General features: G+C 63.0%; 21 protein-coding genes and 1 tRNA gene. 14 read left to right on the forward strand and 8 right to left on the reverse strand.

The features are described 5' to 3' along the window. Nucleotides 1-258 precede the first annotated feature (258 nt). The 5 genes from B0E51_RS06245 (at nt 259) to B0E51_RS06265 (ending at nt 6,879) form a co-directional block, all read left to right on the forward strand. Nucleotides 259-1,296: a serine kinase gene (locus tag B0E51_RS06245; protein ID WP_254424432.1), complete on the forward strand. Its 1,038-nt coding sequence runs from the start codon at nt 259-261 to the stop codon at nt 1,294-1,296. 63 nt (nt 1,297-1,359) lie between these two features. Then, entirely contained in the window at nt 1,360-1,962 is a 603-nt protein-coding gene (locus tag B0E51_RS06250) for a peroxiredoxin (RefSeq protein ID WP_077444017.1), read from the forward strand. A 235-nt stretch (nt 1,963-2,197) separates the two neighbouring features. Further along, nucleotides 2,198-3,955, forward strand: a complete 1,758-nt coding sequence (locus B0E51_RS06255; RefSeq protein WP_077444018.1) for an ABC transporter ATP-binding protein — start codon at nt 2,198-2,200, stop codon at nt 3,953-3,955. Nucleotides 3,956-4,167: 212 nt separating this feature from the next. Beyond that, nucleotides 4,168-6,093 (forward strand): CocE/NonD family hydrolase, encoded by a 1,926-nt coding sequence (locus tag B0E51_RS06260; RefSeq protein ID WP_077444338.1) that lies wholly within the window; start codon nt 4,168-4,170, stop codon nt 6,091-6,093. 36 nt (nt 6,094-6,129) lie between these two features. Next, entirely contained in the window at nt 6,130-6,879 is a 750-nt protein-coding gene (locus B0E51_RS06265; protein ID WP_143525809.1) for a DUF4142 domain-containing protein, read from the forward strand. 125 nt (nt 6,880-7,004) lie between these two features. Here B0E51_RS06265 and B0E51_RS06270 read toward each other — a convergent pair whose 3' ends face one another. Beyond that, the gene (locus B0E51_RS06270) at nt 7,005-8,900 is read right to left on the reverse strand and encodes an alpha/beta fold hydrolase (RefSeq protein ID WP_077444020.1); all 1,896 of its coding nucleotides are present in this window, start codon (nt 8,898-8,900) and stop codon (nt 7,005-7,007) included. A 165-nt stretch (nt 8,901-9,065) separates the two neighbouring features. On the opposite strand from B0E51_RS06270, the gene B0E51_RS06275 reads away from it, so the two are divergent. Further along, entirely contained in the window at nt 9,066-10,064 is a 999-nt protein-coding gene (locus tag B0E51_RS06275) for a DUF4105 domain-containing protein (RefSeq protein WP_254424433.1), read from the forward strand. Between the two features lie 72 nt (nt 10,065-10,136). On the opposite strand, the gene B0E51_RS06280 is transcribed toward B0E51_RS06275, so the two are convergent. The 3 genes from B0E51_RS06280 to B0E51_RS06290 form a co-directional block, all read right to left on the reverse strand. Beyond that, entirely contained in the window at nt 10,137-10,394 is a 258-nt protein-coding gene (locus tag B0E51_RS06280) for a hypothetical protein (protein WP_077444022.1), read from the reverse strand. 198 nt (nt 10,395-10,592) lie between these two features. Continuing rightward, complete coding sequence (locus B0E51_RS06285) at nt 10,593-11,117, reverse strand: hypothetical protein (RefSeq protein WP_077444023.1); 525 nt, start codon at nt 11,115-11,117, stop codon at nt 10,593-10,595. A 265-nt stretch (nt 11,118-11,382) separates the two neighbouring features. Continuing rightward, nucleotides 11,383-11,589, reverse strand: a complete 207-nt coding sequence (locus B0E51_RS06290; RefSeq protein WP_077444025.1) for a hypothetical protein — start codon at nt 11,587-11,589, stop codon at nt 11,383-11,385. Nucleotides 11,590-11,758: 169 nt separating this feature from the next. On the opposite strand from B0E51_RS06290, the gene B0E51_RS06295 reads away from it, so the two are divergent. After that, nucleotides 11,759-11,845: transfer RNA gene (locus tag B0E51_RS06295), tRNA-Leu, on the forward strand. A gap of 27 nt (nt 11,846-11,872) precedes the next feature. Here the strand turns inward: B0E51_RS06295 and B0E51_RS06300 are convergent. The 4 genes from B0E51_RS06300 to B0E51_RS06315 form a co-directional block, all read right to left on the reverse strand. Further along, a complete protein-coding gene (locus B0E51_RS06300) occupies nt 11,873-13,105 on the reverse strand; it encodes a TraB/GumN family protein (protein ID WP_077444027.1) in 1,233 nt (410 codons plus the stop codon). Nucleotides 13,106-13,186: 81 nt separating this feature from the next. After that, nucleotides 13,187-14,077 (reverse strand): carbon-nitrogen hydrolase, encoded by an 891-nt coding sequence (locus tag B0E51_RS06305; RefSeq protein WP_077444029.1) that lies wholly within the window; start codon nt 14,075-14,077, stop codon nt 13,187-13,189. 66 nt (nt 14,078-14,143) lie between these two features. Further along, nucleotides 14,144-15,193, reverse strand: coding sequence for an agmatine deiminase family protein (locus tag B0E51_RS06310; RefSeq protein ID WP_077444031.1), 1,050 nt, complete (start codon nt 15,191-15,193; stop codon nt 14,144-14,146). A gap of 129 nt (nt 15,194-15,322) precedes the next feature. Next, complete coding sequence (locus tag B0E51_RS06315; protein WP_077444033.1) at nt 15,323-15,676, reverse strand: hypothetical protein; 354 nt, start codon at nt 15,674-15,676, stop codon at nt 15,323-15,325. Between the two features lie 267 nt (nt 15,677-15,943). On the opposite strand from B0E51_RS06315, the gene B0E51_RS06320 reads away from it, so the two are divergent. From B0E51_RS06320 to B0E51_RS06350, 7 genes are all read left to right on the forward strand, one after another. Further along, nucleotides 15,944-17,863: an ATP-binding cassette domain-containing protein gene (locus tag B0E51_RS06320; protein WP_077444035.1), complete on the forward strand. Its 1,920-nt coding sequence runs from the start codon at nt 15,944-15,946 to the stop codon at nt 17,861-17,863. Nucleotides 17,864-17,873: 10 nt separating this feature from the next. Then, nucleotides 17,874-18,797 (forward strand): phosphoglycerate mutase, encoded by a 924-nt coding sequence (locus tag B0E51_RS06325; RefSeq protein ID WP_077444037.1) that lies wholly within the window; start codon nt 17,874-17,876, stop codon nt 18,795-18,797. Further along, nucleotides 18,794-20,506 (forward strand): single-stranded-DNA-specific exonuclease RecJ, encoded by a 1,713-nt coding sequence (recJ, locus tag B0E51_RS06330; protein WP_143525810.1) that lies wholly within the window; start codon nt 18,794-18,796, stop codon nt 20,504-20,506. The genes B0E51_RS06325 and recJ overlap by 4 nt, the downstream gene beginning before the upstream one ends. Nucleotides 20,507-20,587: 81 nt before the next feature. Then, nucleotides 20,588-20,959, forward strand: coding sequence for an STAS/SEC14 domain-containing protein (locus B0E51_RS06335; RefSeq protein ID WP_077444041.1), 372 nt, complete (start codon nt 20,588-20,590; stop codon nt 20,957-20,959). 329 nt (nt 20,960-21,288) lie between these two features. After that, entirely contained in the window at nt 21,289-22,971 is a 1,683-nt protein-coding gene (asnB, locus tag B0E51_RS06340) for an asparagine synthase B (RefSeq protein ID WP_077444043.1), read from the forward strand. Between the two features lie 114 nt (nt 22,972-23,085). Continuing rightward, nucleotides 23,086-24,211, forward strand: a protein-coding gene (gene prfB, locus B0E51_RS06345; RefSeq protein WP_143525811.1) for a peptide chain release factor 2 whose coding sequence is annotated in 2 segments (ribosomal slippage) — nt 23,086-23,160 and nt 23,162-24,211 — 1,125 coding nt in all. Because the reading frame shifts where the segments join, the coding sequence is not laid out codon by codon here. A 46-nt stretch (nt 24,212-24,257) separates the two neighbouring features. Beyond that, the gene (locus B0E51_RS06350; RefSeq protein ID WP_077444045.1) at nt 24,258-24,584 is read left to right on the forward strand and encodes a hypothetical protein; all 327 of its coding nucleotides are present in this window, start codon (nt 24,258-24,260) and stop codon (nt 24,582-24,584) included. Nucleotides 24,585-24,620: the final 36 nt, after the last annotated feature.

Here is a 24,620-nt window from a genome sequence, read left to right on the forward strand (position 1 = left end):
GTGCTGGGCCGGCGCGCCGGCTCCAACGATCAACGTTGACTGGACGTGAGTGCCCCGGCGGCCGGCTTCGGTTGCCTGGTGCGGCAAAATAATCGGATGTCGTGTGCTGCAGGCCGCCGTCGACGCGCTGCAACAACTTCCCGGCGAACCGGGTCGCCTGCAGCGTCGATGCAACCTTTTTCCGCCATAGCGGTACTTACTGGTCAACCTGTTCGTATCCGTGTGGTGCGGCGCCCGGCAATCAGACGGCTGAAACTTTTGATCGACGACGACGGCCTTGGTTTCTGCGCTGGCATTAAAGACGCCGGTGCAGACCCTTTTTGCGAGCGACCGGCCGACCGCCACTTCTCGGTATGCCGGCAGATCCTGGGTGGATCTTTCCGCTTCGAAAGCACCAGCCAGGCGCTGCTGGATCTGGTCGAGGCCGCTTACGCCGGCCTGCCGTCACACCAATTGCCGAAGGGCACGCCGGAGTTCCGCATCGAACTGCGCCTGTTGCCTCGGCAGGTTTCACCCAGCCTCGTCGAGCCGCCGTCAGTGCAGGTGCAATCCGGTTCGGGCCTGCTCTGCGGCGTGATGGATCCGTCGAACTACGTGGTCTTGGCGCCCGAGCAGCGCTGTGCCTTGATGGTGGCGTCGGAGGACATGCTCAGTCATCCCTACCATCTGCGCTACGAACTCATCGAATTTGCCGTATTCACCCTGGCGACGCGCGGACTGGGCCTGGTCCCCTTGCATGGCGCCTGCGTCGGCCTGAATGGGCGCGGCATCCTGCTGCTTGGAGCCAGCGGCTCGGGCAAATCGACCTTGGCCTTGCACAGCTTGTTGCAGGGCCTGGATTTTCTCGCCGAAGACGCGGTCTTCGTGCAGCCCGAGAGCCTGTTTGCCACTGGCGTTGCCAATTACCTGCACGTGCAGGCCGATGCGCTGCGCTTCATCGACGACGACAAGGCCACGCACTGGATCAGCCACGCGCCCATCATTCGTCGACGCAGTGGAGCTGAGAAGTTCGAAGCCGATTTGCGACAGGGCCATGGCCGGCTCGCGGCTGCTCCGCTGAAGCTGGTCGGTGCGGTGTTCGTTTCCGGTCAAGCGGCCGACGATCCCGATGCCCTGTTGAGCGTTATCCCCCAGGACGAAATCGTCGCCCGTCTGTCCGCCGATCAGGCGTACGCGTCCGGGCAGCCGGGCTGGCACCGCTTCGAGCAACGAATGATGCAACTGGGTATTCATCAGCTGCGTCGCGGGCGTCATCCACGAGCAGCCGTCGCTGCGTTGCGACGGCTGCTCGACTGATGCCTCCGATCGCGTCCGGTGCCACACTGGGAAAGGATCATTAATCCAATGAGGGTCTCAAAAATGAAAAAGCGTTTTGCAGGATCGTTGGCGCTGGTGGCGCTGGCTTCGGCGATGCCGGCTTTTGCCGCACTCAAACCCGGTGTCGTGGCACCTACATTCACGACCCAGGCCAGCCAGGCAGGCAAGGCTTTCACTTTCTCTCTCGCCGACGCCCTGAAGAAGGGACCGGTGGTGGTGTACTTCTACCCCTCGGCCTATACGGGAGGTTGCGATCTCGAAGCGCATACCTTCGCAGCAAACCGCGACAAGTTCGACGCGGCAGGCGCGACCATCATCGGTGTGTCGGCTGACAGCATCGAGCGTCTCGATGCCTTTTCGGCTGATCCGAAATATTGCGCGGGCAAGTTTCCGGTCGCCTCCGATGCTGACGTCAAGATCGCGCTTTCCTATGATCTCAAGACCGTCGCAGCGCAGTCGGGCATGAACGATGTACGTGGTGTGGCGATCGATCATGCCTTTATCTCCCGCACGACCTTCGTCATTGCAAGCAATGGCAAGATCGTCGCCACGCTTTCCTCGGAGACGGATCATCTTCGGCCGGACGAGCATGTGAAGCGCTCGCTGGCCATCGTGCAGGGCCTGCAGGCAGGCAAGACGCCGTAGCCAGGTTCGACTCTGGGAGGGCGATGGTCGACGGTCCGACGCCGGATTGAAGCTCCGCGTCGCTGCTCGACTGTTGCCACCGGCGGGCTGCGCCATCGGTGCGCAACCTTTTCTTCTGCCGGCTGCACTTACCGATATGGGCAATCCGGCTCGGGAGTGGTGCTGTTCTGAATCGCCTTGAAGCGTCATCGAAGCCGCGGCCGATGCTGCCGGCCAGCAGTGTGAGTCCGTAAAGATGCCAGGCGAGTCGTCGCCAGCATCCGATCGAGCCCACGGTCTGCTGCATTCGTTGCTGCGCACGTTCACTGGTGTCGAGCTGGCGGAAACGGCGGCGTATGTGGTGTTGTCGCTGGGCGCGGCGTTTGCCGGCAGTCTTGCGGCAGTGCTGCTGGTACCACTGGTCCAGCCGGGGCACACGTTGCCGTTCGGCGGCGCGTTGTTCAACGCGCGTCGCAGTGTCGAGATGCAGGCGGTCATCTTCGCCGCATCGATGAGTGTCTTTGCCCTGGTGCGTTGGCAGGCGGCGCGTCTTGGCGCGCGCCTGGTGGGTCGCTATGGCATGAACCTGCGCAGTCGGGTTCATGCACGCCTGATCGACGCTCCCCTGACGTCACTGGCGGATTCGACGTCCGCAGAAATCGCCAACGTCCTCACCCACAACGTCGAGGTTATCGTCCAGGGTTTCAGCGCGCTCCAGCAATTGTTGATCGCCGGCGTCAGCGCCGCCGTCAGCCTCGGCTTCGCGTTCTGGGTATCGCCACCATTGATGCTGGCGGCACCGCTGCTCGCGGTTTTTGGGCTGATTGCGTCACGGGCTTATGGTCGCGAGCAAGCACTGGTCTGCCGTGAGTATGTTAAAGACATGACACGGCTGTTCTGGCACAGCGAGGATTTTCCGCGGCGCCTGCGCCACGTCCGCTCGTTCGAGAAGGAGGACATGGAGAAAGCCAGTTATGGTGCCATCACCGCCCGGTTGTGCCACGGCTACAGGCGTCAGCTGGAACTGATGGCTTCCGGACGGTTGATGCTCGAGCTGTTGGCGGCGGTCGGGATCGCAGCACTCTTCGTGCTGGCCCACCGCTGGCACGGGATCGACCAGTCGTCGCTCATCGCGGTGTGCCTGTTGCTCGGACGTTTGTTGCCCTATCTGGTGTCGACCCGGCAGAGCTTTCAGCAGCTGCGTTCGGCCGCTCCGGCATTCGAACTCTGGCAGCGTTACATGAATCTCGATCCCGACCGTTCGCCGGTTGTGCCGTCGCGCAAGACGACTTCCAGCAACGGGCTGCATATCGAGCGGATGCGGTTGATACCGCCAGTCGCCGGTCTCGATGTCGGCGATCTGCTGCTGGTGCCCGGCGAACTGACCTTGATTTCGGGTGACTCCGGCATCGGCAAGAGCAGTCTGGTCGATGTCCTGGCAGGCATGATGACGCCGGAGGATTTTGCAGCACGCGCTGGTGGACAGCCGATCGATTTTGACGAGTACCGCGAACTCGTGCGGCATGGTGCCTACGTCAGCCAGAATGTGCGGCCCTGGCAGCATTCCGTACGCGAATGCCTCCTGTGGACTGCGCCCGAAGCCACCGATGAGATGCTGCAGAGTGCATTGATGGACGTCGGTCTCGACAGGCGGCTGGATGGGTCGCAGCACGGACTCGACACGGCGTTGCACAGCTCGTCGAGCCGACTTTCCGGCGGCGAGCTGCAGCGGCTGATGCTCGCCCAGGTCATTTTGCGGCAGCCTTTCCTGGCCTTGCTGGATGAGGCTACGAGCGCGCTCGACGCCGCTTCCGAGATCGTGGTTCTTTCAGCGCTGAAGCGCCGTCTGCCGCAGACGATCCTGATCGTGGTATCGCACCGGGCCGGCGTGGCAGCGATCGCGGATCAATGCCTGAATATCGACAACAACCTCGTGACGACGGTTGGCCGGAAAGTTGACCTGCGACATGCGATGCCATCATTTGCTTCACCAGAAGATTGCTTCAAGTCCTAGGCCGACTTTCATTTGTCGCATGCTGCCTGGGCCTGAGGAACAGGATGTCGCAGAGCTTTGCCTGCTACCGCTCATGGCAGTGCGTCGGGACTGTGCTGGAAGTCATGGCTGGGAAGCGGGAGCGCATACCGATAAAGTCATGCGGTCGCGCACCCGCGCGTATCGCTCATCCAGCCACGGGATCGGCCATGGCTTTCCCGATCGGAGCACCCATGCGCATCGCCTTGCTGCCACTCGTCCTCGCCCTGTCCGGCACGCTGACCGCAATCAGTGTTCAGGCGCAAACCGCGCCGCTTACACCGGATATTCCGGCCAGCTACACGGCGCCTGTTTCGGCGTACGACTACGTCAAGCGCGAGGTGATGATCCCGATGCGCGACGGCGTGAAGCTGCATACCGTCATCGTGATGCCCAAAGGTGCCACGCATGCGCCGATCCTGCTCACCCGCACGCCGTACGACGCCAGCGGACGCACGGCGCGCATGCTCTCGCCGCATATGCTCGATACCCTGCCGCAGGGCGACGAAGTGTTCGTGAAGGCAGGCTATATCCGTGTGTTCCAGGATATCCGCGGCAAGTACGGCTCCGAGGGTACTTACGTGATGACGCTGCCGCTGCGCGGGCCGCTCAACGACGGCAAGGTCGATGAATCCACCGATGCCTGGGACACCATCGACTGGCTGGTGAAGAACCTGCATGAGTCGAATGGCAAGGTCGGCATGCTCGGTTCCTCATACGAGGGGTTCACCGTGGTGATGGCCTTGATCAACCCGAATCCGGCGTTGAAGGTGGCTGCGCCGGAAAGTCCGATGGTCGATGGCTGGATGGGCGACGACTGGTTCCACTACGGTGCCTTCCGCCAGATCAACCTCGACTACATCACCGAGCAGACCGCCGAGAAAGGCGAGGGCAAGCCGATCCCGCGCGATGCCTACGACGAGTACACGAACTTCCTGCGCGCGGGTTCAACCGGCGACTACGCGCGGGCCGCGGGACTGGAGCGGTTGCCGTTCTGGCGCAAGATCCACGAACACCCTGCCTACGATGCGTTCTGGCAGGGGCAGGCGCTGGACAGGATCATGGCCACGCAGCCGTTGAAGGTGCCGACCATGTGGCTGCAGGGCCTGTGGGATCAGGAAGACATGTGGGGCGCCATCCACAGCTACGAGGCGATGGAGCCGAAAGACACCACCAACACCATGAACTACCTGGTGATGGGGCCGTGGCGGCACAGCCAGGTGAACTACGAAGCCAGCACCCTGGGCCCGATGCACTGGGACGGCGACACGGCGCTGCAATTCCGTCGCGACGTGTTGTTGCCGTTCTTCAATCAATACCTGGTCGATGGCGCGCCGAAAGCAAACACGCCGCCGGTGCTGATCTACAACACCGGCGAAAACCATTGGGGTCGTTTCACGCACTGGCCGTTGTCGTGCGAGCAGGGTTGTGCATCGAAATCGCAGCCGCTGTATCTGGAGGCAGATGGCAGCCTGTCGTTTCGGGCACCGGCGGCGAGCGACGCCAAGTACGACGAATATGTCTCCGATCCGGCCAAGCCTGTGCCGTACCAACCACGCCCGGCAGTGTTCGCCGATGACGTGGCCTGGAAACGCTGGCTGCTCAACGACCAGCGCTTCGTCGACGGCCGCCCGGACGTGCTCACCTATGTCAGTGCGCCGCTGACAGCGCCGCTGCATCTCGGCGGTGCGCCGCAGGTGAACCTGGTCGCTTCGACCAGCGGCACCGACAGCGACTGGGTGGTGAAGATCATCGACGTGTATCCGGATACCGTGCCGTCGGACCCGACGATGGGTGGCTACGAGTTGCCGATTTCGCTGGACATCTTCCGTGGTCGTTATCGCACCAGCTTCGAGCATCCGCAGGCGATCGAGGCGAATACGCCGCTGCCGTACCGCTTCGGTCTGCCCACGGTGAATCATGTATTCATGCCGGGCCACCGCATCATGGTGCAGGTGCAGTCAAGCCTGTTCCCGCTGTATGACCGCAATCCGCAGACTTACGTGCCGAACATCTTTGACGCCAAGCCAGCTGACTACCAGAAAGCGACCCAGCGCATCTGGCACACGCCGGGCGAAGCCAGCTTCATCAGCCTGCCGGTGGTGGGAGCGACGCAGTAGGATTTTGCGAATGGATGGCTGTCGCATGATTCACACGTGACCATCACATTCTCTTTCCAGAAGCTTCAGTCTGATCTGTGCTTTGAGCATCAGGAGACTGGCATGCATACGCGCTGTGTCACAAGGCAACTCGCTACTGCGTTTTTCAGCGGCATGGTGATGATCGCTGCAACGCATGCTGCGGGAGCCGCATCAACAAGCACATCGATAGACAAGATCGATACCACGTTCATGCAGGATGCCTCGACAGAGGGTGTGCAGGCGATCGACATGGGCAAGTTGGCCCTGGCTCAATCCTCGGATGCCAAGGTGAAAGCGCTGGCACAGCAGCTGGTCGATGACCACACCAAAGCAGATGATCAGCTCAAGACGTTGGCGGCGAACAAGCAGGTAACGCTGTTCACGACACCTTCGGGCGATGCCAAGAAGGAAGAAAAGAATCTCCAGACGAAGAGTGGTGATGCCTTTGATCAGGCCTGGCTGAAGGACATGGTCAAGGATCATCAGAAGACGATCAAGACGTTCACCCAGGAGAACAAGAGCGGGAAGGATGCCGATGTTCGCCAATTCGCGCAGACCACACTGCCGTCACTTAACGATCATTTGAAAACGGCAAAGGACCTGGCTGCCGTCTACGATGCGCGTGACAAGTCGATGGACCAGACCACCAAGTCAATGTCGAATGATCCGATGAATAACAACCCGGCAATCACGCCTGTTGCGCCCGCGACGCCTGCACCTGCACCTGCACCTGCACCTGCAGCCAAGGGCAGTCAGCACGGGTGATTCCAGCCACCATCAGCATGAATAGCTGATGGTGGTTTTCATCGACATGCCGAGATTCGAGAATAGCTGATGTGTTGGTTCCGGATGAGCGGGGTTATGTGGATCCCGTAAGGGAATCGTGCGAATCAGCTCCGGCCTTCCTTCAATGCCGTCACATGCAGCCTGAGAATCCTGCGTAACTCCAGAATCGCTGCAGGCGTTTCCTGCACGCTGTGCCATGAGGGCACGGCGAGTTCGGAATCGGCACCGGCCAGATGCGAACTCTTGTAGGGCACGAGTCCGTCGTTGCTGTCCTGCAGCGGGCCTTTCGATTTGTAGACGCCGACGATGGTGTGATACTGCACACGCGGCGAGATCGGCAGGTTCGCGGCAGCGACGATGAAGGGGTCGGTGTCGCTGAGATTGTCGATACCGTTGGGGATGCGCAGCGGCGAACCCTTGTTGGCATCGTCCTTCAGCAGATCGGACAGGCTGGCCACTTCCTTCAGCACACTGAGGGGCAGGCGGACCAGATTGCCGATCCAGCGCGCGAGCCGGTGCTGGGCGTAGGGCGTACCGCGATGCGGGGTGGCCAGGAAGACGGCGCGGGTTACCTGCGGCATCGGCGTGAACTGCAGATAGGGCGCGAGGCGTTCGTGCAGCAGGGCGCGTTTCGCCGGCGACAGATCGGCGCGCGCCGGCACGAGGCTCCACAGCTTGTCGCCACTCGAGGACACCAGCAGGCGCGCGATGAGGCCTCCCATGCTGTGCCCGATCAGCACCATGTTCTGCGATGCGCGTGCGTGGCCGGATGGATCGAAGTGCTGCAGCGTGGCATCCAGTGCCTTGCGGATATTGGCGAGGTTGACCGCGACCGGGGCGTTGGTGGGGTAGTAGATCTCCCACACCTGGTAGTTGCGACGCAGCTCCTCGTCGCCCATGACTTCGTTTGCCACATTGATCCACGCTTCCGGGCTGCTGCCCAGCCCGTGCAGCATGACCACGGTCAGACGGTCGGGATCGTACGGCTGCATCATCAGCACGCGCGGTGTCGTGATCCCGCCTTCGCGACCCAGCAGGGAACGGATCGACTGGCTGGCGAAACCGGAGCGGGCCAGCCAGATGCCATAGGCGGCGGTGAAGTTGGCGCCCAGCGGCACAGTGCGGTCGGCGATCGTGATGGTGTCGTCGCGGTAGGGATCACGGACCAGCAGCCGCACCTGCTTCGTCGCCAGTACCTGGTCCAGCGTGTTGCCATCGAAGACCAGCGCGCCGGTCATCGATGCGTAGTCGGGTTCGCGCCATGACACGTCGTCGTTCGGTGCTTCGGGCGGCGTGACGGCGACGAAGTCCGAACCGAAACCGTCGCGCTGGTAGACATTGCGCAAACCCTTGAAGCGCAGGTCGGCTGCGGGAATCAGCTCGGTTGGCATGCGTGCGTTATCGGCCAGTCGCAGGTCGGTCTGCGGGCGCATCACCGTCCAGCCTGCCAGCGAGGTCTGCGTCCATTGCGCGCCCAGTTGCGGCAGTTCCTGGAAAAAGCGGCTCACCGCGCGCTGCACGGCAAAGTTGTAGAACCCGATCACCTGCACCTGGCGCAGCGCGAAGGCGCGGTCGGCCGGCGCGCGTGCGGTATAGAACAGGTAGGCATAGGCATGGCGTGCGGTCTGCAGGAATGCATCGAGGGTCTGGTCCTCCATCGCGGCGCCGGTCTTGGCACGGTCGGTGCGGATTGCCTTGGCCAGCCAGAGCTCGGAAAGTGCGGACAATCGCTGCTCGTCGTTCAGTCCCGGCGTGCGCGCCACGGTATCCGTGCAGGCGGAGAATTCGTGCTGGCAGCTGTCGACCGTCAGCGCCACCACGTTGAGTGCCTGCACCGTGCGGTCGCTCAGCCGGTTGGCGCCGATCACATCGGCACGCCGTTCGTTGATGTAGTCGTGTGTCTTGACGCGACTCACATCGACCATCGCACAGCCGTGAAGGCCGAGCAGCACGACGATGACTACGCATCGCAAGGACCAGGCGTGCGCTCCACGTTTCATGCTGCGTCCTTGTCCATTCAGCCAGGTGGTTGCGGGATTGTAGCCATGGCGGGGAGTTCTTGTGGTCGATCCGGCGCAGGCATCCCGTCAATGCGGGAGTCATGCATTGTCTTCGCGCGCCCAAAGCTGCACGCTTGGAGCATGAGCCGACCAGACGGAAACGACATGCTGAAAAAGCCCCGGATGATCGGCAAGATGGCGCTCATCGCCGTGATGGCACTGGGCACGTTCTGCTCGGGCGCGTGGGCTACTCTTGCGCTCTGGTATCAGTTACCCGGCAATCTGGCCACCCGCACGATCGGCAGCGCGCTCTGGGTGACTGGCGTGATCGCGCTCGTCACTTTCGCGATCAACCGGCGCAGTTGGCTTCCGCTTGGCCTCTACGCCGTGATTTATGCAGTGCTGTTGCTCTGGTGGACCACGATCGCGCCATCCAACCAGCGGGTCTGGGCGGACGACACCTCCCATCTGCTCACCGGCACAGTGGAAGGCAGCCAGGTCACCTTGAACAACGTGCGCAACTTCAGCTGGCGCACCGACGACGACTACGACGCGCGCTGGGAAACCCGTCATTACGATCTGGATCATCTGGCCACGGCCGATGCCGTGCTGTCGTACTGGGGCAGTGCGGCGATCGCGCACGCGATGATCTCCTTCGGCTTCGACGATGGCAGCCACGTGGTCTTTTCGGTGGAGATCCGCAGGAAACGCGGCCAGCAGTACTCGGCGATCGGCGGTTTCTTCAAGCAGTTCGAAACCATCCTGGTTGCCGCCGACGAGCGCGACATCATCCGCGTGCGCACCAATGTGCGCGGCGAGGACGATTATCTGTATCCGCTGCGCATGGACAAGGCAGCCATGCGCGCATTGTTCCTGTCCTACGTACACGCCGCGAACAAGCTGGCCATCACGCCGGCGTTCTACAACACGATCACCTCGAACTGCACGACCATCGTCTATCGCATGGCCAAACAGATCGAACCTGGTCTGCCGCGCGACTTCCGTCTGCTGCTGACCGGCTATCTGCCGGAGTATCTCTACAAGGTGGGCGCCCTGGATCGAAGCGTGCCGATTGCCGAACTGCGGCGGCGCGGCCGCATCACCGACAGGGCAAGAAGCAGCAAACCCGGAGATGATTTCTCCATGGTGATACGGGCCAGATGAGAGGCCTGCTTCAACGTCCGCTGTCGGTCCGAAGTCGTCCTGGCTACGATCCGCTTCAAGCCCGAGGGACTCCTAGCGTTTCTTCGCTCGCGAGGAATTGGCTTCGTTCGCGGAGATGAGCTGCTGCAAATACGCGATTCCTTCTTCCTCGGGGAAAAAGGCCACGACATCGGCGACGGTCAGCTTGTAGCGCTTCTGGAGCGCCAGGAATTCAGACTTTGCCTGATCGATTTTCGTGCTGCCGGATGCTTTCGATGGCTGCTGATCCTTGCCGTCGAGTGCGGCGAGTTCTTCCTGAAAGCGTCGGAATGCGTCTTTGGGGGCGGTCATGGGATGTATGTAGATGGATTGCCTGCGTGGTGTCTCATTGTCGCACGTAGCCATCTCATGCAAACCCGCGTCCCTGCATTTCCCGGGTTCGGCTCGCGCGCCAGGCCAAATTCCCCCGGGCAGGCCAGAAACAGGAGGCCGTCCATGGCTGTCTCCGCACTGATCACTCAGTGAGTTCGCCGCGTTCCATGGGGAAGGTCAGGGTGCCTGGATACGTACAAGCCCGTTATATCTGCCGAATTCCGAGCTGTTGAAGTACACCGTGCTGCCATCGGCGAGTTGCCAGTTTGCACGTATCGATTGGTAGGAGTTGAGTCCATCGAACACATACTGCGGATCCGATTTGCCGAAAGCATGTTCCAGCGCTTCGAGATCCCGGGTATCCCGCTCAGCACCATGCGTCCTGGCCGAGAGACTGACCACCAGCCCTGCTTTCAGGCCGACTTCGACATCGGCACCGCTCATGAAATCGGGTCGATCCTGCAGTGGCACGTTGACGATGATCGTCCCGTCGCGCGGCGGCGCCTCCGATTTTGCCGAGGCAGCCGGCCACTTGAAGCATTGCGAGTGATCATCCGGCAGGTACGAGCCTTGTCGTGCGATGCATTCCTGCACGCTCAGAGGCTGTTTCATCGCAATGCCGAACAGGTCATCGGCAAAGCAGGCATGACTCCAGCCAAATGCCGAGAGCGAAACGAGTACAAGGAATTTTTTCTGTCTCATGACTGCATCCTTCAAGCTGACTGGGCAGTGGATTTATCCGACCGAAACGTAGCGGACACGCCTGGCTGACAGCCGAATATATTCCCGACTTTCCATGATATGCCATGGGTCGCATGGCACATTCCGGAAGGGCAAAGGTACGGTCGGAGCGATGGTTTGCCGTGGTTCCGCCTGTCGCATACGCGGGGTGACTTATCCTTGTCGCCAGACAGCAAAAGGGCCAGCCACTGGCAGGTGGCTGGCCCGGAGATATACGTCAGGAATATCAGGCTTGCGGGTCGGCAGCCTGCGCATCGGCCTCGGTCTCGCCTTCCTTCTTGCCGGCGAGTTCCTCAAGCGCACCAGCGCCCTTGAAGCCGGCAACCGCTGCGATGCCCTTCGTCAGGAGGCCTGCGTTCGGATCGAGTTTTTCTGCGCCTTCGACAGCGGCCACGGCACCAACAACTTCACCCAAGGTATCCAGAATTCCCATAACGACCTCCACGCTGGTTGGAAGGCTCGAAGCATGCTGAAATGCTCGTTATCTTATGGTGAATGCGGATGCAGCTACTGTTGCCCGATGGTTCAACGCCGAGCTGTAAGCCGCGCATGCTACGATTCGCGCCGCTTGCAGCCCTGCCTGCAACACGCTCCGACATCCAGCCCGGATGGCGAAACTGGTATACGCAAGGGACTTAAAATCCCTCGGCCGCAAGGCTATGCGGGTTCGACCCCCGCTCCGGGCACCAATACCTGCGCGACTGCTGCTGTGCGGGTCAGAGCAGACTCTTGAAGATGTGGATGCCGGCGCTGTACTCGCCGATGATCGTGCCCACGCTGACCAGGAAGAAGTTCAGCAGAGTGCGCGCGACGCGGTTCTTCCACCAGCCGCTCCAGTGCACGATGTCGTCGCGCAAGGTGTCGAAGTCGACCACGCGCGGGCGGCGTACCCAGGCTTCGGCCATCGCACTGATGCCGCCTGCGGGAATGCCGGGGCGGAACGGTTTGATCGGTGCGGCGATGAAGGCGGCGAGGATGCTGAGCGGGTGACCGCCGGCAGCCAGAGCGCCGAGCGCGGCAAAGCCACCGGTGAACAGCACCCATGAAAGTAATGCCTGGGTACCCAGCGCGGCATTGCGATGAAAGGCGAAGGCAATGGCGGCGAATACCAGCAGCACCACGGCCGCAGCCAGCCATTTCGGCCAGCGTGCCTTGGGTGGCGTGGCGGCCAGTTCGGCGACCTTGGTGGCCGGATCATCCTGCTGCGTGCGCAGCAGTTCGCACAAGCCCTTGAGGTGGCCCGCACCGATCACCACCAGCACGCGTCGCGACTCACTGGTCGCCGAACGCGTCGCGTCCTCGCGCAGGCGCGCAGCCATGAACGCGTCACGTTCGCTGATCAGACTTTGATACAGCGGCTGCGATTCGCTGGCGAATTCGCTGAACGCGCTTTCCAGCAGATCGCCCTGTTTCAGTTTCTCGATCTCGCCCTGATCGATTTCCTCACGCTCGAACACGCTGGCCAGCAGGCCGCCGAGCAGGCCGAAACGCTGCAGAAAGCCGACGCTGTGCCAGGCGCGCTTGAGCGTGGTGCCGACCTCGCGGTCGATCAGCCACAGCGGCAGGCCACGCTGATCGGCGCCATCCATCGCCGCCTTCATCTCGGCGCCGGGCTGGATGCCGGACTGGTCGGCCAGACGTTTCTGGAACGTCGACAGCACGAGGCTGGCAGCGACCATGCCAGCTTTGCCCTGACGGATCACCTTGAACAGGTCCATCTGCTTGAACGCCTCGGGATCGCGCATGCTCTGCGCGCGGCTGTCGCACAACTCAATCGCCACCGCATCGAAATGCTCATGCGCGAGCAGGGCTTCGACGGCGTCGACACTGCTGCGCGAGACATGCGCGGTGCCCAACACCACATATTCCACGCCGTCACGCTGCACGCGCTCGATCGGCTGGCCCTGCAAGGCAGGCAACAGGGCAAGGTCGGTTTCGGGAACACTCATGCGATCAGCAGGCCGGTCTCAAGGGGAAATCCAAGCATGGGGACGCCGGCCATGTGGAACAAGCCGCGCGGGTGTGCGGCTTCAGTCACGAAAACGCCGGAGCAGGTCGGCATAGGCATCGATGCGGCGGTCGCGCAGGAACGGCCAGATCCGTCGCACATGTTCGCTGCGCACCAGATCGATCTCGGCCAGCAACAAGTCGCGAGCGTCGGTCCCAGCCTGCGCGAGGAACTCGCCCTGCGGACCGGCGACGAAGCTGGAGCCCCAGAACTGGATGCCGGCGCCCACAGCGGAGGGATCAGCCTCGTAGCCGGTGCGGTTGCACGACAGCAAGGGCAGGCCGTTGGCTACCGCGTGACCGCGCTGCACGGTGATCCATGCGTCGCGCTGGCGATCCTTCTCGGCCTGTACGTCGTTCGGGTCCCAGCCGATCGCGGTGGGGTAGAGCAGCAGTTCCGCACCGGCGAGCGCCATCAGGCGCGCCGCTTCCGGATACCACTGGTCCCAGCACACCAGCACGCCAAGCCGGCCGACCGAGGTGTCGATCGGCTCGAAACCGAGGTCGCCCGGCGTGAAGTAGAACTTCTCGTAGAACGCCGGATCGTCCGGGATGTGCATCTTGCGGTACTTGCCGGCGATCGCGGCCGAGCGATCGAACACCACCGCGGTGTTGTGATACAGCCCGGTGGCGCGTTTCTCGAACAGCGAGGCGACCACCACGAGCTTCAGCTCCTCGGCCAGCTTGCCGATGCGGGCAGTGCCCGGGCCGGGAATCGTCTCGGCCTGATCGAAGACCTCGACCGACTCGTGCTGGCAGAAATACGGGCCGTTGTGCAGCTCCTGCAGCAACACCAGCTCGACGCCGGCTGCGGCCGCTTCACGCAGGCCGGCTTCGATCGCGTCGAGGTTGGCGTCGCGGCTGCCGCGTTCGGTTTCCTGCAGCAGGGCGACCTTGAGGGTCTTGCGGGTCATCGGCTTCGATCCTGACTTGACTGTTCGTACGGGCAACCCGCGGAGTTTAGCGGATGCCGACAAAACTCAGGCCAGACCGGCCGGCAGCTGCATGGTGATGCAGTGCAGACTGCCGTTCTGCCAGATCAGCGGGCGGCAGGGCACCTGCACGATCTCGCGGCCCGGATGGGCGCTACCGATGATGCGCGCGGCCTCGTCATCGGCCGGGTCGCCATAGGCCGGCACCAGCACGGCGCCGTTGACGATCAGGTAGTTCGCGTAGGAGGCGGCGAGGCGGCGACCTTCGTCGAGGCCGCTTTTATCCAGGATCGGCTTTGCCCACGGCAACGGGTAGAGCTGGTACGGGCGACCATCGACGGTGCGCAAGGCGGCCAGTTCGGCGCCCATCCGTTGCAGTTCGTCGTGATGTGGGTCACTGGTATCGTCGCAGGCCTGGAACACGATACGCTCGCCCGGCGCGAAGCGCGCCAGCGTGTCGATGTGCGCGTCGGTGTCGTCGCCTTCTAGATAGCCGTAGTCCAGCCACAGCACGCGTGCGGCGTGCAGGCTGTCGCGCAGGATCGCGCTCATCTCTTCGCGCGATTGCTCGGGATGACGCTGCACCAGGCAGCGCCAGGTGGTGAGCACAGTACCTGCGCCATCGCTCTCGATGCCGCCGCCTTCCAGTGCCCAGTCGATGCGCTTGTGCGCGGCATGGCCGAATACGCCGGCATCGACCAGCCCGGCGATCAGTGCGTCATCCTGCTCGGCACCGAACTTGCCGCCCCAGCCGGTGAAGCGGAAGTCGGTGAGTTGGAAGCCGTCACTGCCGGCTTTCAGGGTGATTGGGCCGGAATCGCGCAGCCAGGTGTCGTCATACGGCAACTCGACGAAGCGGATGCGGGCGAGATCGACTTTCGCGCTGCTCAGCAGGTTTTCGACGTGGACATGCAATACGCCGTCGGCGACCACGATGATCAGCGGCTGGAAGCGGGTGACCGCCGCAGCCAGCGCCACGTAGGTGGTTTCCACGGCAGCCAGACGCTCGGCCCAGTCAGTGTCGGCATGTGGCCATGCGATCAGTACCGCGGCCTGCGGCTCCCATTCCGCCGGCAGGCGCAAAGAGTGGTCGGTCATGCGGGGATATCTCGTGCAATCGGGGAGGTGCCTGGGCAGGCGCCGGACTGCGGATTGTACGACGAGGTGATTGCCGCACACACAAAAACGCGGCCCGTGTCGCCACAGGCCGCGGGTCGAAAAACTGTGTCAGTTGACGGCGGTCGGGTTGGTGTTGTTACCAGCCGGCGTGTTGAGCACCGAGTGAATCACATGCTCATGCTCGAAATACACGATGAAATTCGGGTATTCCCAGCGATTGATCTGCGGATGCTTCTGGGTGTCGCCACCCCGTGGCGACAACTTCCGCTGCGGAGCGCCCCAGGTCCGTTCGACCTGGGCCATGCTCATGCCGCGGCTGGGCAGATTCATGCCCTTTTCTTCCTGCACGCGATGGATCAGCAGGCTGTCGCCACCGGCCGCGATGGCCGTCTGTGGCGTGGCAAAGGTGGCGCCAGCGATCAGCATGGCGACGATCGGCAGACTGTACGTGAACTTGACCATGGCTCCCCTCTCCAGACAAGGCTGTATGCGGCGTCGTTGTAGCAGAACTACCTGGGCGGCGCTACGTTGTGGCATGCACAATGTCGACTACGCCACTCTGTGGCAAGCATTTGTATCGATTGCACCATGCCGATGGGCGCCGGTTGCGATGGGTTGGACATTCGGCATCTCACGGGCTGTAAGCAGCTGACACGGCGAGAATAGCGCCTTCGCCGCTATCATGGGCGGCTGCGGACGACCGCTTCCCGCCCTGGACACCTGTTTTCAATGATTTCCTTCCGACATTTTGCCTTGCGCCGTGGCAGCCGCCTGCTGCTTTCCGATATCGATCTGGTGATCCAGAGTGGCTGGCGCCTGGGCGTGATCGGGCGCAATGGCTGCGGCAAATCCAGCCTGTTCGCTGCCTTGCAGGGCAAGCTGGAGAGCGATGCCGGTGAACTGGACATGCCGGCCAAGCTGCGGCTGGCCTCGGTGGCGCAGGAGACCCCGGCGCTGCCTGACGCGGCGATCGACTATGTGCTGGGCGGTGATGAGGAACTGGCCGAGGCGATGCGCGACGAGGCCGATGCCGGCGAGCGTGGCGATATGGAGGCGATGGCGAAAGCCCACCACCGCATCGAAGAACTGAACGGTTACGACGGTCGCGCACGCGCCGGTCGCCTGCTGCATGGCCTGGGCTTTCCGCCGGAAACGCATGAGCGCGCGGTCAAGGAGTTCTCCGGCGGCTGGCGTGGGCGTCTGAACCTGGCCCGAGCCCTGATGTGTCCGTCCGATCTGCTGCTGCTCGACGAACCCACCAATCATCTCGATCTCGACGCCGTGCTGTGGCTGGAAGAATGGCTGCGCCGCTACCAGGGCACCTTGCTGATCATTTCGCACGATCGCGAATTCCTCGATGGCGTGATCACCCACACGCTGCACCTCAACGACGGCAAGGCGAAGCTGTACACCGGCAATTACAGCGCCTTCGAGCGTCTGCGCGCCGAGCAGTTGCGCCAGCAGCAGATCTCGCATGAGCGCGAGCAGGCCGAGCGGGCGCATCTGCAGTCCTTTGTCGACCGCTTCAAGGCCAAGGCCAGCAAGGCCAAGCAGGCGCAGTCACGCATGAAGCGGCTGGAGAAGCTGGCCGGCACCGAGGCGGTGCGCGCCGAACGGCCCTTCAGTTTCCAGTTCCCGGCGCCTGGGCGGCTACCCGATTCGATGCTGCAACTGGAAGACATCAACGCCGGCTATCCGAGCCGCGATGACGACGGCCTCAATATCGTCCTGCGTGACGTCCGTTTCAGTCTGGAAGCGGGCGAGCGGATTGGCCTGCTTGGTCCCAACGGCGCCGGTAAATCGACCCTGGTGAAGACCCTGGTCGGCGAACTCGATCCGTTCAGCGGCGAACGCAAGGCGCACAAGGACCTGAAGATCGGCTATTTCGCCCAGCACACAGTGGAAAGCCTGCGCGAAGGCGCCAGTCCGCTCGACCATCTGATGGACAAGGCGCCGGGTGTGGCCACCCAGGTCATGCGCGACTTCCTCGGCACCTGGAATTTCGCCGGCGATCGCGCGTTCGAGTCGGTGGACGGCTTCTCCGGTGGCGAGCGGGCGCGCCTGGCATTGGCGCTGATCGCGTGGGACAAGCCGAACCTGCTGCTGCTCGATGAGCCGACCAACCATCTCGACCTGGACATGCGCGAGGCGCTGGCGGATGCGCTGGCCGACTTCGACGGCGCGCTGGTGCTGGTCTCGCATGACCGGCACTTGCTCGGCATGGTCTGCGACAGCTTCTGGCGCGTCGCCGACGGTGTGGTGGAAAGCTTCGACGGCGACCTTGACGATTACGCCAAGTGGCTGCGCACGCGCGGTGCGACCAGCAAGAAGGCCGCCAAGGCCGGAGCGGCGGCCAAGCCGGTGGCGAAGATCGTGCCGGAGGAAACACCGGAAGAACGCCGCCGCAACGCCGCTGCTCTGCGCGAAAACGAAAAGACCTCGCGCCAGCGGGTGAAGCGGATCGAAACCCGCAACGCCACGATCGACAGCGAACTGGCGGCGCTGGAACTCCAGCTGGCCGATCCAGCCACCTACAATGGTCCGACCCAGGAGATGATGCGACTGGGACAGCGCCAGACCGAACTGCGCCGCGAGAAGGAGGCACTGGAGGCGGAATGGCTGGAACTGTACGAACGACTGGAAGCGTAAGGATGTCCGCGTGAGCGCAAGGCCGGAGCAATCATTGCAACTGTGGCTGCCGGCGCTGGCGCATTTCGAGCCGGATCATCCGTTGCGCCGGTGGCTGGCGCGTGCTGACCGGTTGAGCGGTGGCCATGCCGGTTATCTGGACGGCCTCGGCGACTATTTCCATGGCATCGATGCCAGTTTGCCGGCGGCGGCAATCACCCGCGAGTTTCTCGCCGGCGACGCGGCTGACGCGACCTGGTTATCGGCCGACCCTGCCTGGGTACAGCCCGACATGAATGGCGTGCGGCTGCTGGCCTGCGGCCAGTTGCAGCTGAGCATGGATGATGCGCAGGCCCTGGCCGAACCGCTGAAACCGGTATTTGACGAAGCCGGCCTGCAGCTGGAAATTTCCACGCCGGATCGCTGGCATCTGAAGTTGCCTGCCAACACCGCACTGCCCAGCTTCGCGGCGCCCGAGCAGGCGCTAGGCGAAGACCTTTCGCAGCATTTGCCGTCGGGTGCGGAAGGGCGGCGCTGGCGCGTGCTGCTCAACGAGATCCAGGTGCTGCTGCACCAGCATCCTTTGAACACGCAGCGGCGTGAGCAAGGTCTGGCACCGGTCAACAGCCTGTGGCTGTGGGGCGGCGGCAGCCTGCCAGGCCCGCTGAAAAGCTCTCTGCACGGGGTGATCAGCAACGACTTGCTGCTGTGCGCCCTGGCCAGACGTGCCGATATGGCGCAGCAGGCACGCACGCCAGAAACGGTTGCCGCTGCCACTGCGGGCTGGCTGATCGACCTGCAGGATCTGCCGGCGAGCGAGATCGCCGCGGATTGGTGGCCAGCGTTGCGGCTACTGCTCGGTCGCCAGTCAAGCGTCCTACATTTCGCCAGCGCCGAACGCTGGCAGCACAAGCCGTGGCATCGCTGGCGCATCTGGCGCGGAGCCGGGCGTTGAGCACGCTGCAGTTGCGCCGACGCGAGAGCAAGGGCGTGGCCAGCGGCTGGCCGGACAGCGTGCATCCTGTATTGCAGCAGATCTACGCCGCCCGCGGCGTACTGGATCCCAGCCAGGTTGAACATCGGTTGGCCCGGATGCTGTCGCCGCAGCTGTTGGGCGGCATGGCGCAGGCCGTCGAGCTGCTGGCCGAGGCAATTCGTGATGACTGGACCATCCTGATCGCTGGCGACTACGACTGCGACGGTGCCAGCGGCACCGCGGTGGCTGTGCGCGGCTTGCGACTGCTTGGTGCGAAGCGGGTGAGCTATGCCATACCCAACCGTTTCGTGCACGGCTATGGGCTGAGTCCTGCGCTGGTCGAATCGCTGCAGCCGACGCCACAGCTGATCGTCACCGTCGACAACGGCGTGGCCAGTGTGGCTGGCGTGGCAGCGGCCAAGGCACGCGGTATCCGCGTCATCGTCACCGACCATCACTTGCCCGGCGAGCAGTTGCCGGCATGCGATGCAATGGTCAATCCCAACCTGGTCGGCGATCCGTTCCCGAGCAAGATGCTGGCTGGCGTGGGCGTGATGTTCTATCTGCTGCTGGCCCTGCGTGCGCGGATGGATCAGCAGGGCGCCTTCGATGGCGCCAAACCCGATCTGTCGGTGCTGCTCGACCTGGTCGCACTGGGTACGGTGGCCGACCTGGTGCCGCTGGATTTCAACAATCGCATACTGGTCGAGGCTGGCCTTCAGCGTATCCGCAGCGGTCGCGCCTGCGCCGGCATCAGTGCGCTGGTCGAGTCCGGCAAGCGCAGTCTGGCGACCTTGTGTTCCAGCGATCTCGGCTTTGTCGTCGGACCGCGCCTGAACGCAGCAGGGCGGCTGGAGGACATGCGCCTGGGCGTCGAATGCCTGCTGACCGACGACGTGGCGCAGGCTCGCCGTTACGCCGAACAGCTCGGCGCGATCAACCTGGAGCGCCGTGACCTGCAGGCATCGATGGTGGCCGAGGCTGAGCAAATGGTGGCAGGCATGACCGACATCGACGCGATCGGCGTGGCGCTGTACGAACCGAGCTGGCATGCCGGTGTCGTCGGTCTGGTTGCCTCGAAGCTGAAGGATCGCCTGCATCGTCCAGTGATCGCGTTCGCGCCGGCCAGCGAGGATGACACTGACAATTTGCGCGGCTCGGCGCGCTCCATCGCCGGTTTCCATATCCGCGATGCACTGGCTGTGATCGACGCACGCCAGCCTGGGCTGATCGAGCGTTTCGGTGGCCACGCCATGGCGGCCGGACTGAGTCTCAAGACTTGCGACTATCCACGTTTCGCTGCGGTATTCGACGCGATCGCGCGCGAACTGATCGACGCCGAACGTTTGCAGCCAGTGCTGTATACCGACGGCGAATTGCCACCCGGTGCCGCTTCGCTGGCGCTGGCCCGGCAACTGCGCCATGCCGGCCCGTGGGGACAGGCGTTCCCCGAGCCGCTGTTCGACAACCTGTTCGAATGCGTCAGCTGGAAAGTGATGGGCGAACGGCACCTGCGTTTGCAACTGCGCGACCCGCGCGATGGCGCGCTGCACGATGCGGTGATGTTCAACGCGTATCACGGCCAGCCGCCGCCACGGCAGCTGCGTGCTGCCTACGAGTTGATCATCAATGACTGGCAGGGCCGCGAGACGCCACGCCTGCTGTTGCGGCATATCGAGCCGGTCTGATCCTGCAAGTCTGGCTCCGCTCGCGTGCTTTTAACGCTATCCAGATCAAGCTGGCGTCCACCCCGTCGATGGAGAACGCTGGTGATTGCACAGATCGAGGGATTGCCGGCCGGCACGCTGGGTTTTCGCGCCCACAGCCAGGTCACGGCCGCCGATTACGAGAACATCATCGTGCCGGATGTCGAGGCGGCATTCGCGCTCAACCGCAAGCTGCGCGTGCTGTATGTCACCGCCGAGGATTTCACCGGTTTCGACCCAGGTGCGATGTGGGACGACGTCAAGATGGGCATGCGCCACTTCAGTGGCTGGGATCGCGTGGCGCTGGTGAGCGACGTGCCATGGCTGCGCACGGCCACGGCCGCGATGAGCTTCATGATTCCGGCCGAGATCCGCCTGTTCCGTCTGAACGAACTGGATGAGGCAACGCAGTGGATTACCGAGCCATCGACTTGATGGACTATCCATTCGGGATGCTTGCGTATGGCCGTCCAATCTGCTCTAGTCGGCCCATGTATTCGATGATCGCCAGCCTCAAGACCGCCACTGCGCCTTCCGCGCGGAGTCTTGTGCTGGCCGGCAACAACAATAATCGCGCGAACAATAACGCCAGCTTCTGGCGGGCCGACGCGTAGCTTCAAGTTTCCGAAACTCACGCGAAGAAGGCCCGCCCAGTGCGGGCCTTCTTCGTTTTGCTTCATGCGAATCCGTTCGCGAAATGCAAAACCGACCATCCGTGGTCGGACTTTTCAACTGAGCCGCTACCAACCAAAAGGACAGCAAGCATGTGTGCGATCTTCGGAATGTTCGATCTGCAGCCGGGCGACGACCTCGCCGCCTTGCGCCGGCAAGCGCTGGAGCTGTCGCAGCGGCAGCGTCATCGCGGCCCGGATTGGAGCGGGGTGTTCGTCGACGCCGGGGTGATCCTGGTGCACGAGCGGCTGGCTATCGTCGATCCGGCCAGCGGTGCGCAACCGCTGCGTTCGCGCGACGGCGCACTGGCGCTGGCAGTGAACGGCGAGATCTACAACCACCAGGAGCTCCGCACAGCCAGCACCTATGACTTCACTACCGGCTCGGACTGCGAGGTGATCAATGCGTTGTATCGCGCACTGGCTGTAGACGATTCCCTCGTTGATCTTGTGGGCAAGCTCAACGGCATCTTCGCATTTGCCTTGTGGGACGGTGCAGCTCAGCGCTACGTGATCGCCCGCGATCCGATCGGGGTTTGCCCGTTGTACTGGGGGCACGATACGCAGGGCCGTTTGTGCGTGGCCTCGGAAATGAAGGCGCTGGTCGGCGTATGTGCGGACGTGGCACCGTTTCCGCCCGGCCATGTGTATGACAGCACCGACAGCGAATTGCGCCGCTACTATCACAAGCCATGGCGTGACTATGCGCATACGCAAGGTCACGCTGTCGCCGCGCCGGTCTTGCGCCAGGCGTTCGAGCAAGCTGTGCATCGCCAGCTGATGACGGACGTCCCTTACGGCGTACTGCTTTCCGGTGGGCTGGATTCCTCGCTGGTTGCCGCGTGTGCCGCGCAGTTCGCCCGTCATCGCATCGAAGAGGGCGATCGCACCGAGGCATGGTGGCCACGACTGCATTCGTTCGCGATCGGGCTGGACGGCTCGCCGGATCTGGCTGCTGCGCAGATCGCCGCCGAGGCGCTGGGTACGGTGCATCACGGCTTCGTCTACACGTTCTGGGAGGGACTGGATGCGCTGCCCGAAGTCATCCGGCACATTGAAACCTATGACGTCACCACCATCCGTGCGGCCACGCCGATGTACCTGCTGGCCCGCCGGATCAAGGCGATGGGCGTGAAGATGGTGCTGTCGGGCGAAGGCTCGGACGAGTTGTTCGGCGGCTACCTGTACTTCCACAAGGCACCGTCCGCCGAGGCATTTCACGAGGAAACCGTGCGCAAGCTCGATGCGCTGCACAGTTACGACTGCCTGCGCGCGAACAAGGCGATGATGGCCTGGGGCGTGGAGGCGCGCGTGCCGTTCCTCGATCTGGAGTTCATCGATGTGGCAATGGGCATGGACGCGCAGCACAAGATGGCCGGGCAGGGACGTATCGAGAAGGCAGTCCTGCGCGAAGCCTTTGCAGGAGCGCTGCCGGATTCGATCTTGTGGCGCCAGAAGGAACAGTTCAGCGATGGTGTCGGCTACGGCTGGATTGACGGCTTGAAGGCGCATGCAGAGCAGACCGTCAGCGATCGCGAATTCGCCGCGGCCACGGCGCGTTACCCGTTCAACACGCCCGCGACGAAAGAGGCGTACTTCTATCGGCGCATCTTCGAACGGCATTTCCCGGGCGAAGCCTGCGCGGTCACTGTGCCGGGTGGCAAGTCGATTGCCTGTTCGTCACCGGCGGCATTGGCGTGGGATCCGGCGTTTGCCAATGCGGCCGATCCGTCAGGGCGTTCGGTACAGGGAGTACATAGCCATGCCGTGGGCTGAATCGCGGAAAGCAGCGAAAAGGCCACCACAGCCGTGGCCACGAGACCTGCACAGTGGGCCGGGGGAAGGGCTGTCTGCTATCCTAGACAGCTTGCATCCAACACTGATATCGACATGATCGAGACCAATCCCATCCTTGCGCAGATCGCCGACCTCCGTGGCCGCGTCGAGTCGCTTAGGGGGTATCTTTGACTACGCTACAAAAAGCGAACGTCTGGAAGAAGTAAGCCGCGAGCTGGAAAACCCGAACGTCTGGGACGATCCCGCGCGCGCGCAGGAACTGGGCCGTGAACGTGCCCGCCTGCACACCATCGTCAATGGCATCGACACGCTGACCTCCGGACTCACCGATGCCGGCGAACTGCTGGAGATGGCTGTCGCTGATGGTGACGAAGACACCATCAATTCGGTAGTCAGCGACCTGGCCAAGCTCGAGGCGCAGGTGAGCAAGCTGGAATTCCAGCGCATGTTCTCCGGCAAGATGGATTCCACCAATGCGTTCGTCGACATCCAGGCTGGCGCCGGCGGCACCGAGGCGCAGGACTGGGCCGAGATGCTGCTGCGCATGTATCTGCGCTGGTGCGAGTCGCGCGGCTGGAAGACCGAGTTGATGGAGGTCAGCGGCGGCGACGTGGCCGGTATCAAATCCGCCACGTTCCGTGTCGAAGGAGATTACGCCTACGGCTGGCTGAAGACCGAGATCGGCGTGCACCGGCTCGTGCGCAAGAGCCCGTTCGATTCGGACAACCGCCGGCACACAAGCTTCACCTCGGTGTTCGTGTCGCCGGAAGTCGATGACGACATCGACATCGAGATCAATCCGGCCGACCTGCGCACCGATGTGTACCGCTCGTCCGGTGCCGGTGGCCAGCACGTCAACAAGACCGAATCGGCGGTGCGTATCACGCATATCCCCACCAATACCGTGGTGGCCTGCCAGACCGGCCGCAGCCAGCACCAGAACCGCGATACGGCAATGAAGATGCTGGCCGCCAAGCTGTATGAGCTGGAAGTGCAGAAGCGCAACGTAGAGCGCGATGCACTGGAAGCGACCAAGTCCGACATCGGCTGGGGCAGCCAGATCCGCAACTATGTGCTTGACCAGAGTCGCATCAAGGATCTGCGCACCGGCATCGAACGCACCGATACGCAGAAGGTACTGGACGGTGACCTGGACGAGTTCATCGAAGCCAGTCTGAAGTCCGGCCTCGAAGCGGGTGCCAAGCGCATCGATGCGTGAGCACTGATCTGTTGAATCGGTCCGATCACCTGCAAGGAGCCACGGCATGAACAGCAAGAAGGTCTGCAGAATCCTTGTCGCATTCACCGTACTTGTGGCGTTCAGCGGCGCGGCTTGCGCGCAGCAGAGCTCATCCGGCCAGGGCGTCAAGCAGGATGCCAAGACCGTCGGCCATGGCATCGGCAACGGCGCCCGCGACATCGGCCACGCGACCAAGCATGTCGCCGTCGCGGTTGGTCATGATGGGAAGGAGGCTGGCCTCGGTATCGGGCACGGTGCGAAGAAGGCCGGTATCGCAGTCGGCCATGGCGCACGCGACGGCTGGAATGCGACCAGGCATGCGGTCAAGCACGTGTTTCACAAAGACGATTGATGGACGGTATCGCTCCCAAGACCCCGTGTTGTTTGC

It is taken from the genome of Rhodanobacter sp. C05 (genome assembly GCF_002001165.1).
GTDB lineage: Bacteria > Pseudomonadota > Gammaproteobacteria > Xanthomonadales > Rhodanobacteraceae > Rhodanobacter.

What these genes read in the sequence shown, in the direction of transcription:
- B0E51_RS06290 (WP_077444025.1), bottom strand. Translation starts at nt 11,589, where the DNA reads ATGGGAATTCTGGATACCTTGGGTGAAGTTGTTGGTGCCGTGGCCGCT.
- B0E51_RS06305 (WP_077444029.1), bottom strand. Translation starts at nt 14,077, where the DNA reads ATGACCCGCAAGACCCTCAAGGTCGCCCTGCTGCAGGAAACCGAACGC.
- B0E51_RS06310 (WP_077444031.1), bottom strand. Translation starts at nt 15,193, where the DNA reads ATGACCGACCACTCTTTGCGCCTGCCGGCGGAATGGGAGCCGCAGGCC.
- B0E51_RS06315 (WP_077444033.1), bottom strand. Translation starts at nt 15,676, where the DNA reads ATGGTCAAGTTCACGTACAGTCTGCCGATCGTCGCCATGCTGATCGCT.
- B0E51_RS06255 (WP_077444018.1), top strand. Translation starts at nt 2,198, where the DNA reads ATGCCAGGCGAGTCGTCGCCAGCATCCGATCGAGCCCACGGTCTGCTG.
- B0E51_RS06320 (WP_077444035.1), top strand. Translation starts at nt 15,944, where the DNA reads ATGATTTCCTTCCGACATTTTGCCTTGCGCCGTGGCAGCCGCCTGCTG.
- B0E51_RS06280 (WP_077444022.1), bottom strand. Translation starts at nt 10,394, where the DNA reads ATGACCGCCCCCAAAGACGCATTCCGACGCTTTCAGGAAGAACTCGCC.
- B0E51_RS06270 (WP_077444020.1), bottom strand. Translation starts at nt 8,900, where the DNA reads ATGAAACGTGGAGCGCACGCCTGGTCCTTGCGATGCGTAGTCATCGTC.
- B0E51_RS06300 (WP_077444027.1), bottom strand. Translation starts at nt 13,105, where the DNA reads ATGAGTGTTCCCGAAACCGACCTTGCCCTGTTGCCTGCCTTGCAGGGC.
- B0E51_RS06250 (WP_077444017.1), top strand. Translation starts at nt 1,360, where the DNA reads ATGAAAAAGCGTTTTGCAGGATCGTTGGCGCTGGTGGCGCTGGCTTCG.
- B0E51_RS06275 (WP_254424433.1), top strand. Translation starts at nt 9,066, where the DNA reads ATGCTGAAAAAGCCCCGGATGATCGGCAAGATGGCGCTCATCGCCGTG.
- B0E51_RS06285 (WP_077444023.1), bottom strand. Translation starts at nt 11,117, where the DNA reads ATGAGACAGAAAAAATTCCTTGTACTCGTTTCGCTCTCGGCATTTGGC.
- B0E51_RS06350 (WP_077444045.1), top strand. Translation starts at nt 24,258, where the DNA reads ATGAACAGCAAGAAGGTCTGCAGAATCCTTGTCGCATTCACCGTACTT.
- asnB (WP_077444043.1), top strand. Translation starts at nt 21,289, where the DNA reads ATGTGTGCGATCTTCGGAATGTTCGATCTGCAGCCGGGCGACGACCTC.
- B0E51_RS06260 (WP_077444338.1), top strand. Translation starts at nt 4,168, where the DNA reads ATGCGCATCGCCTTGCTGCCACTCGTCCTCGCCCTGTCCGGCACGCTG.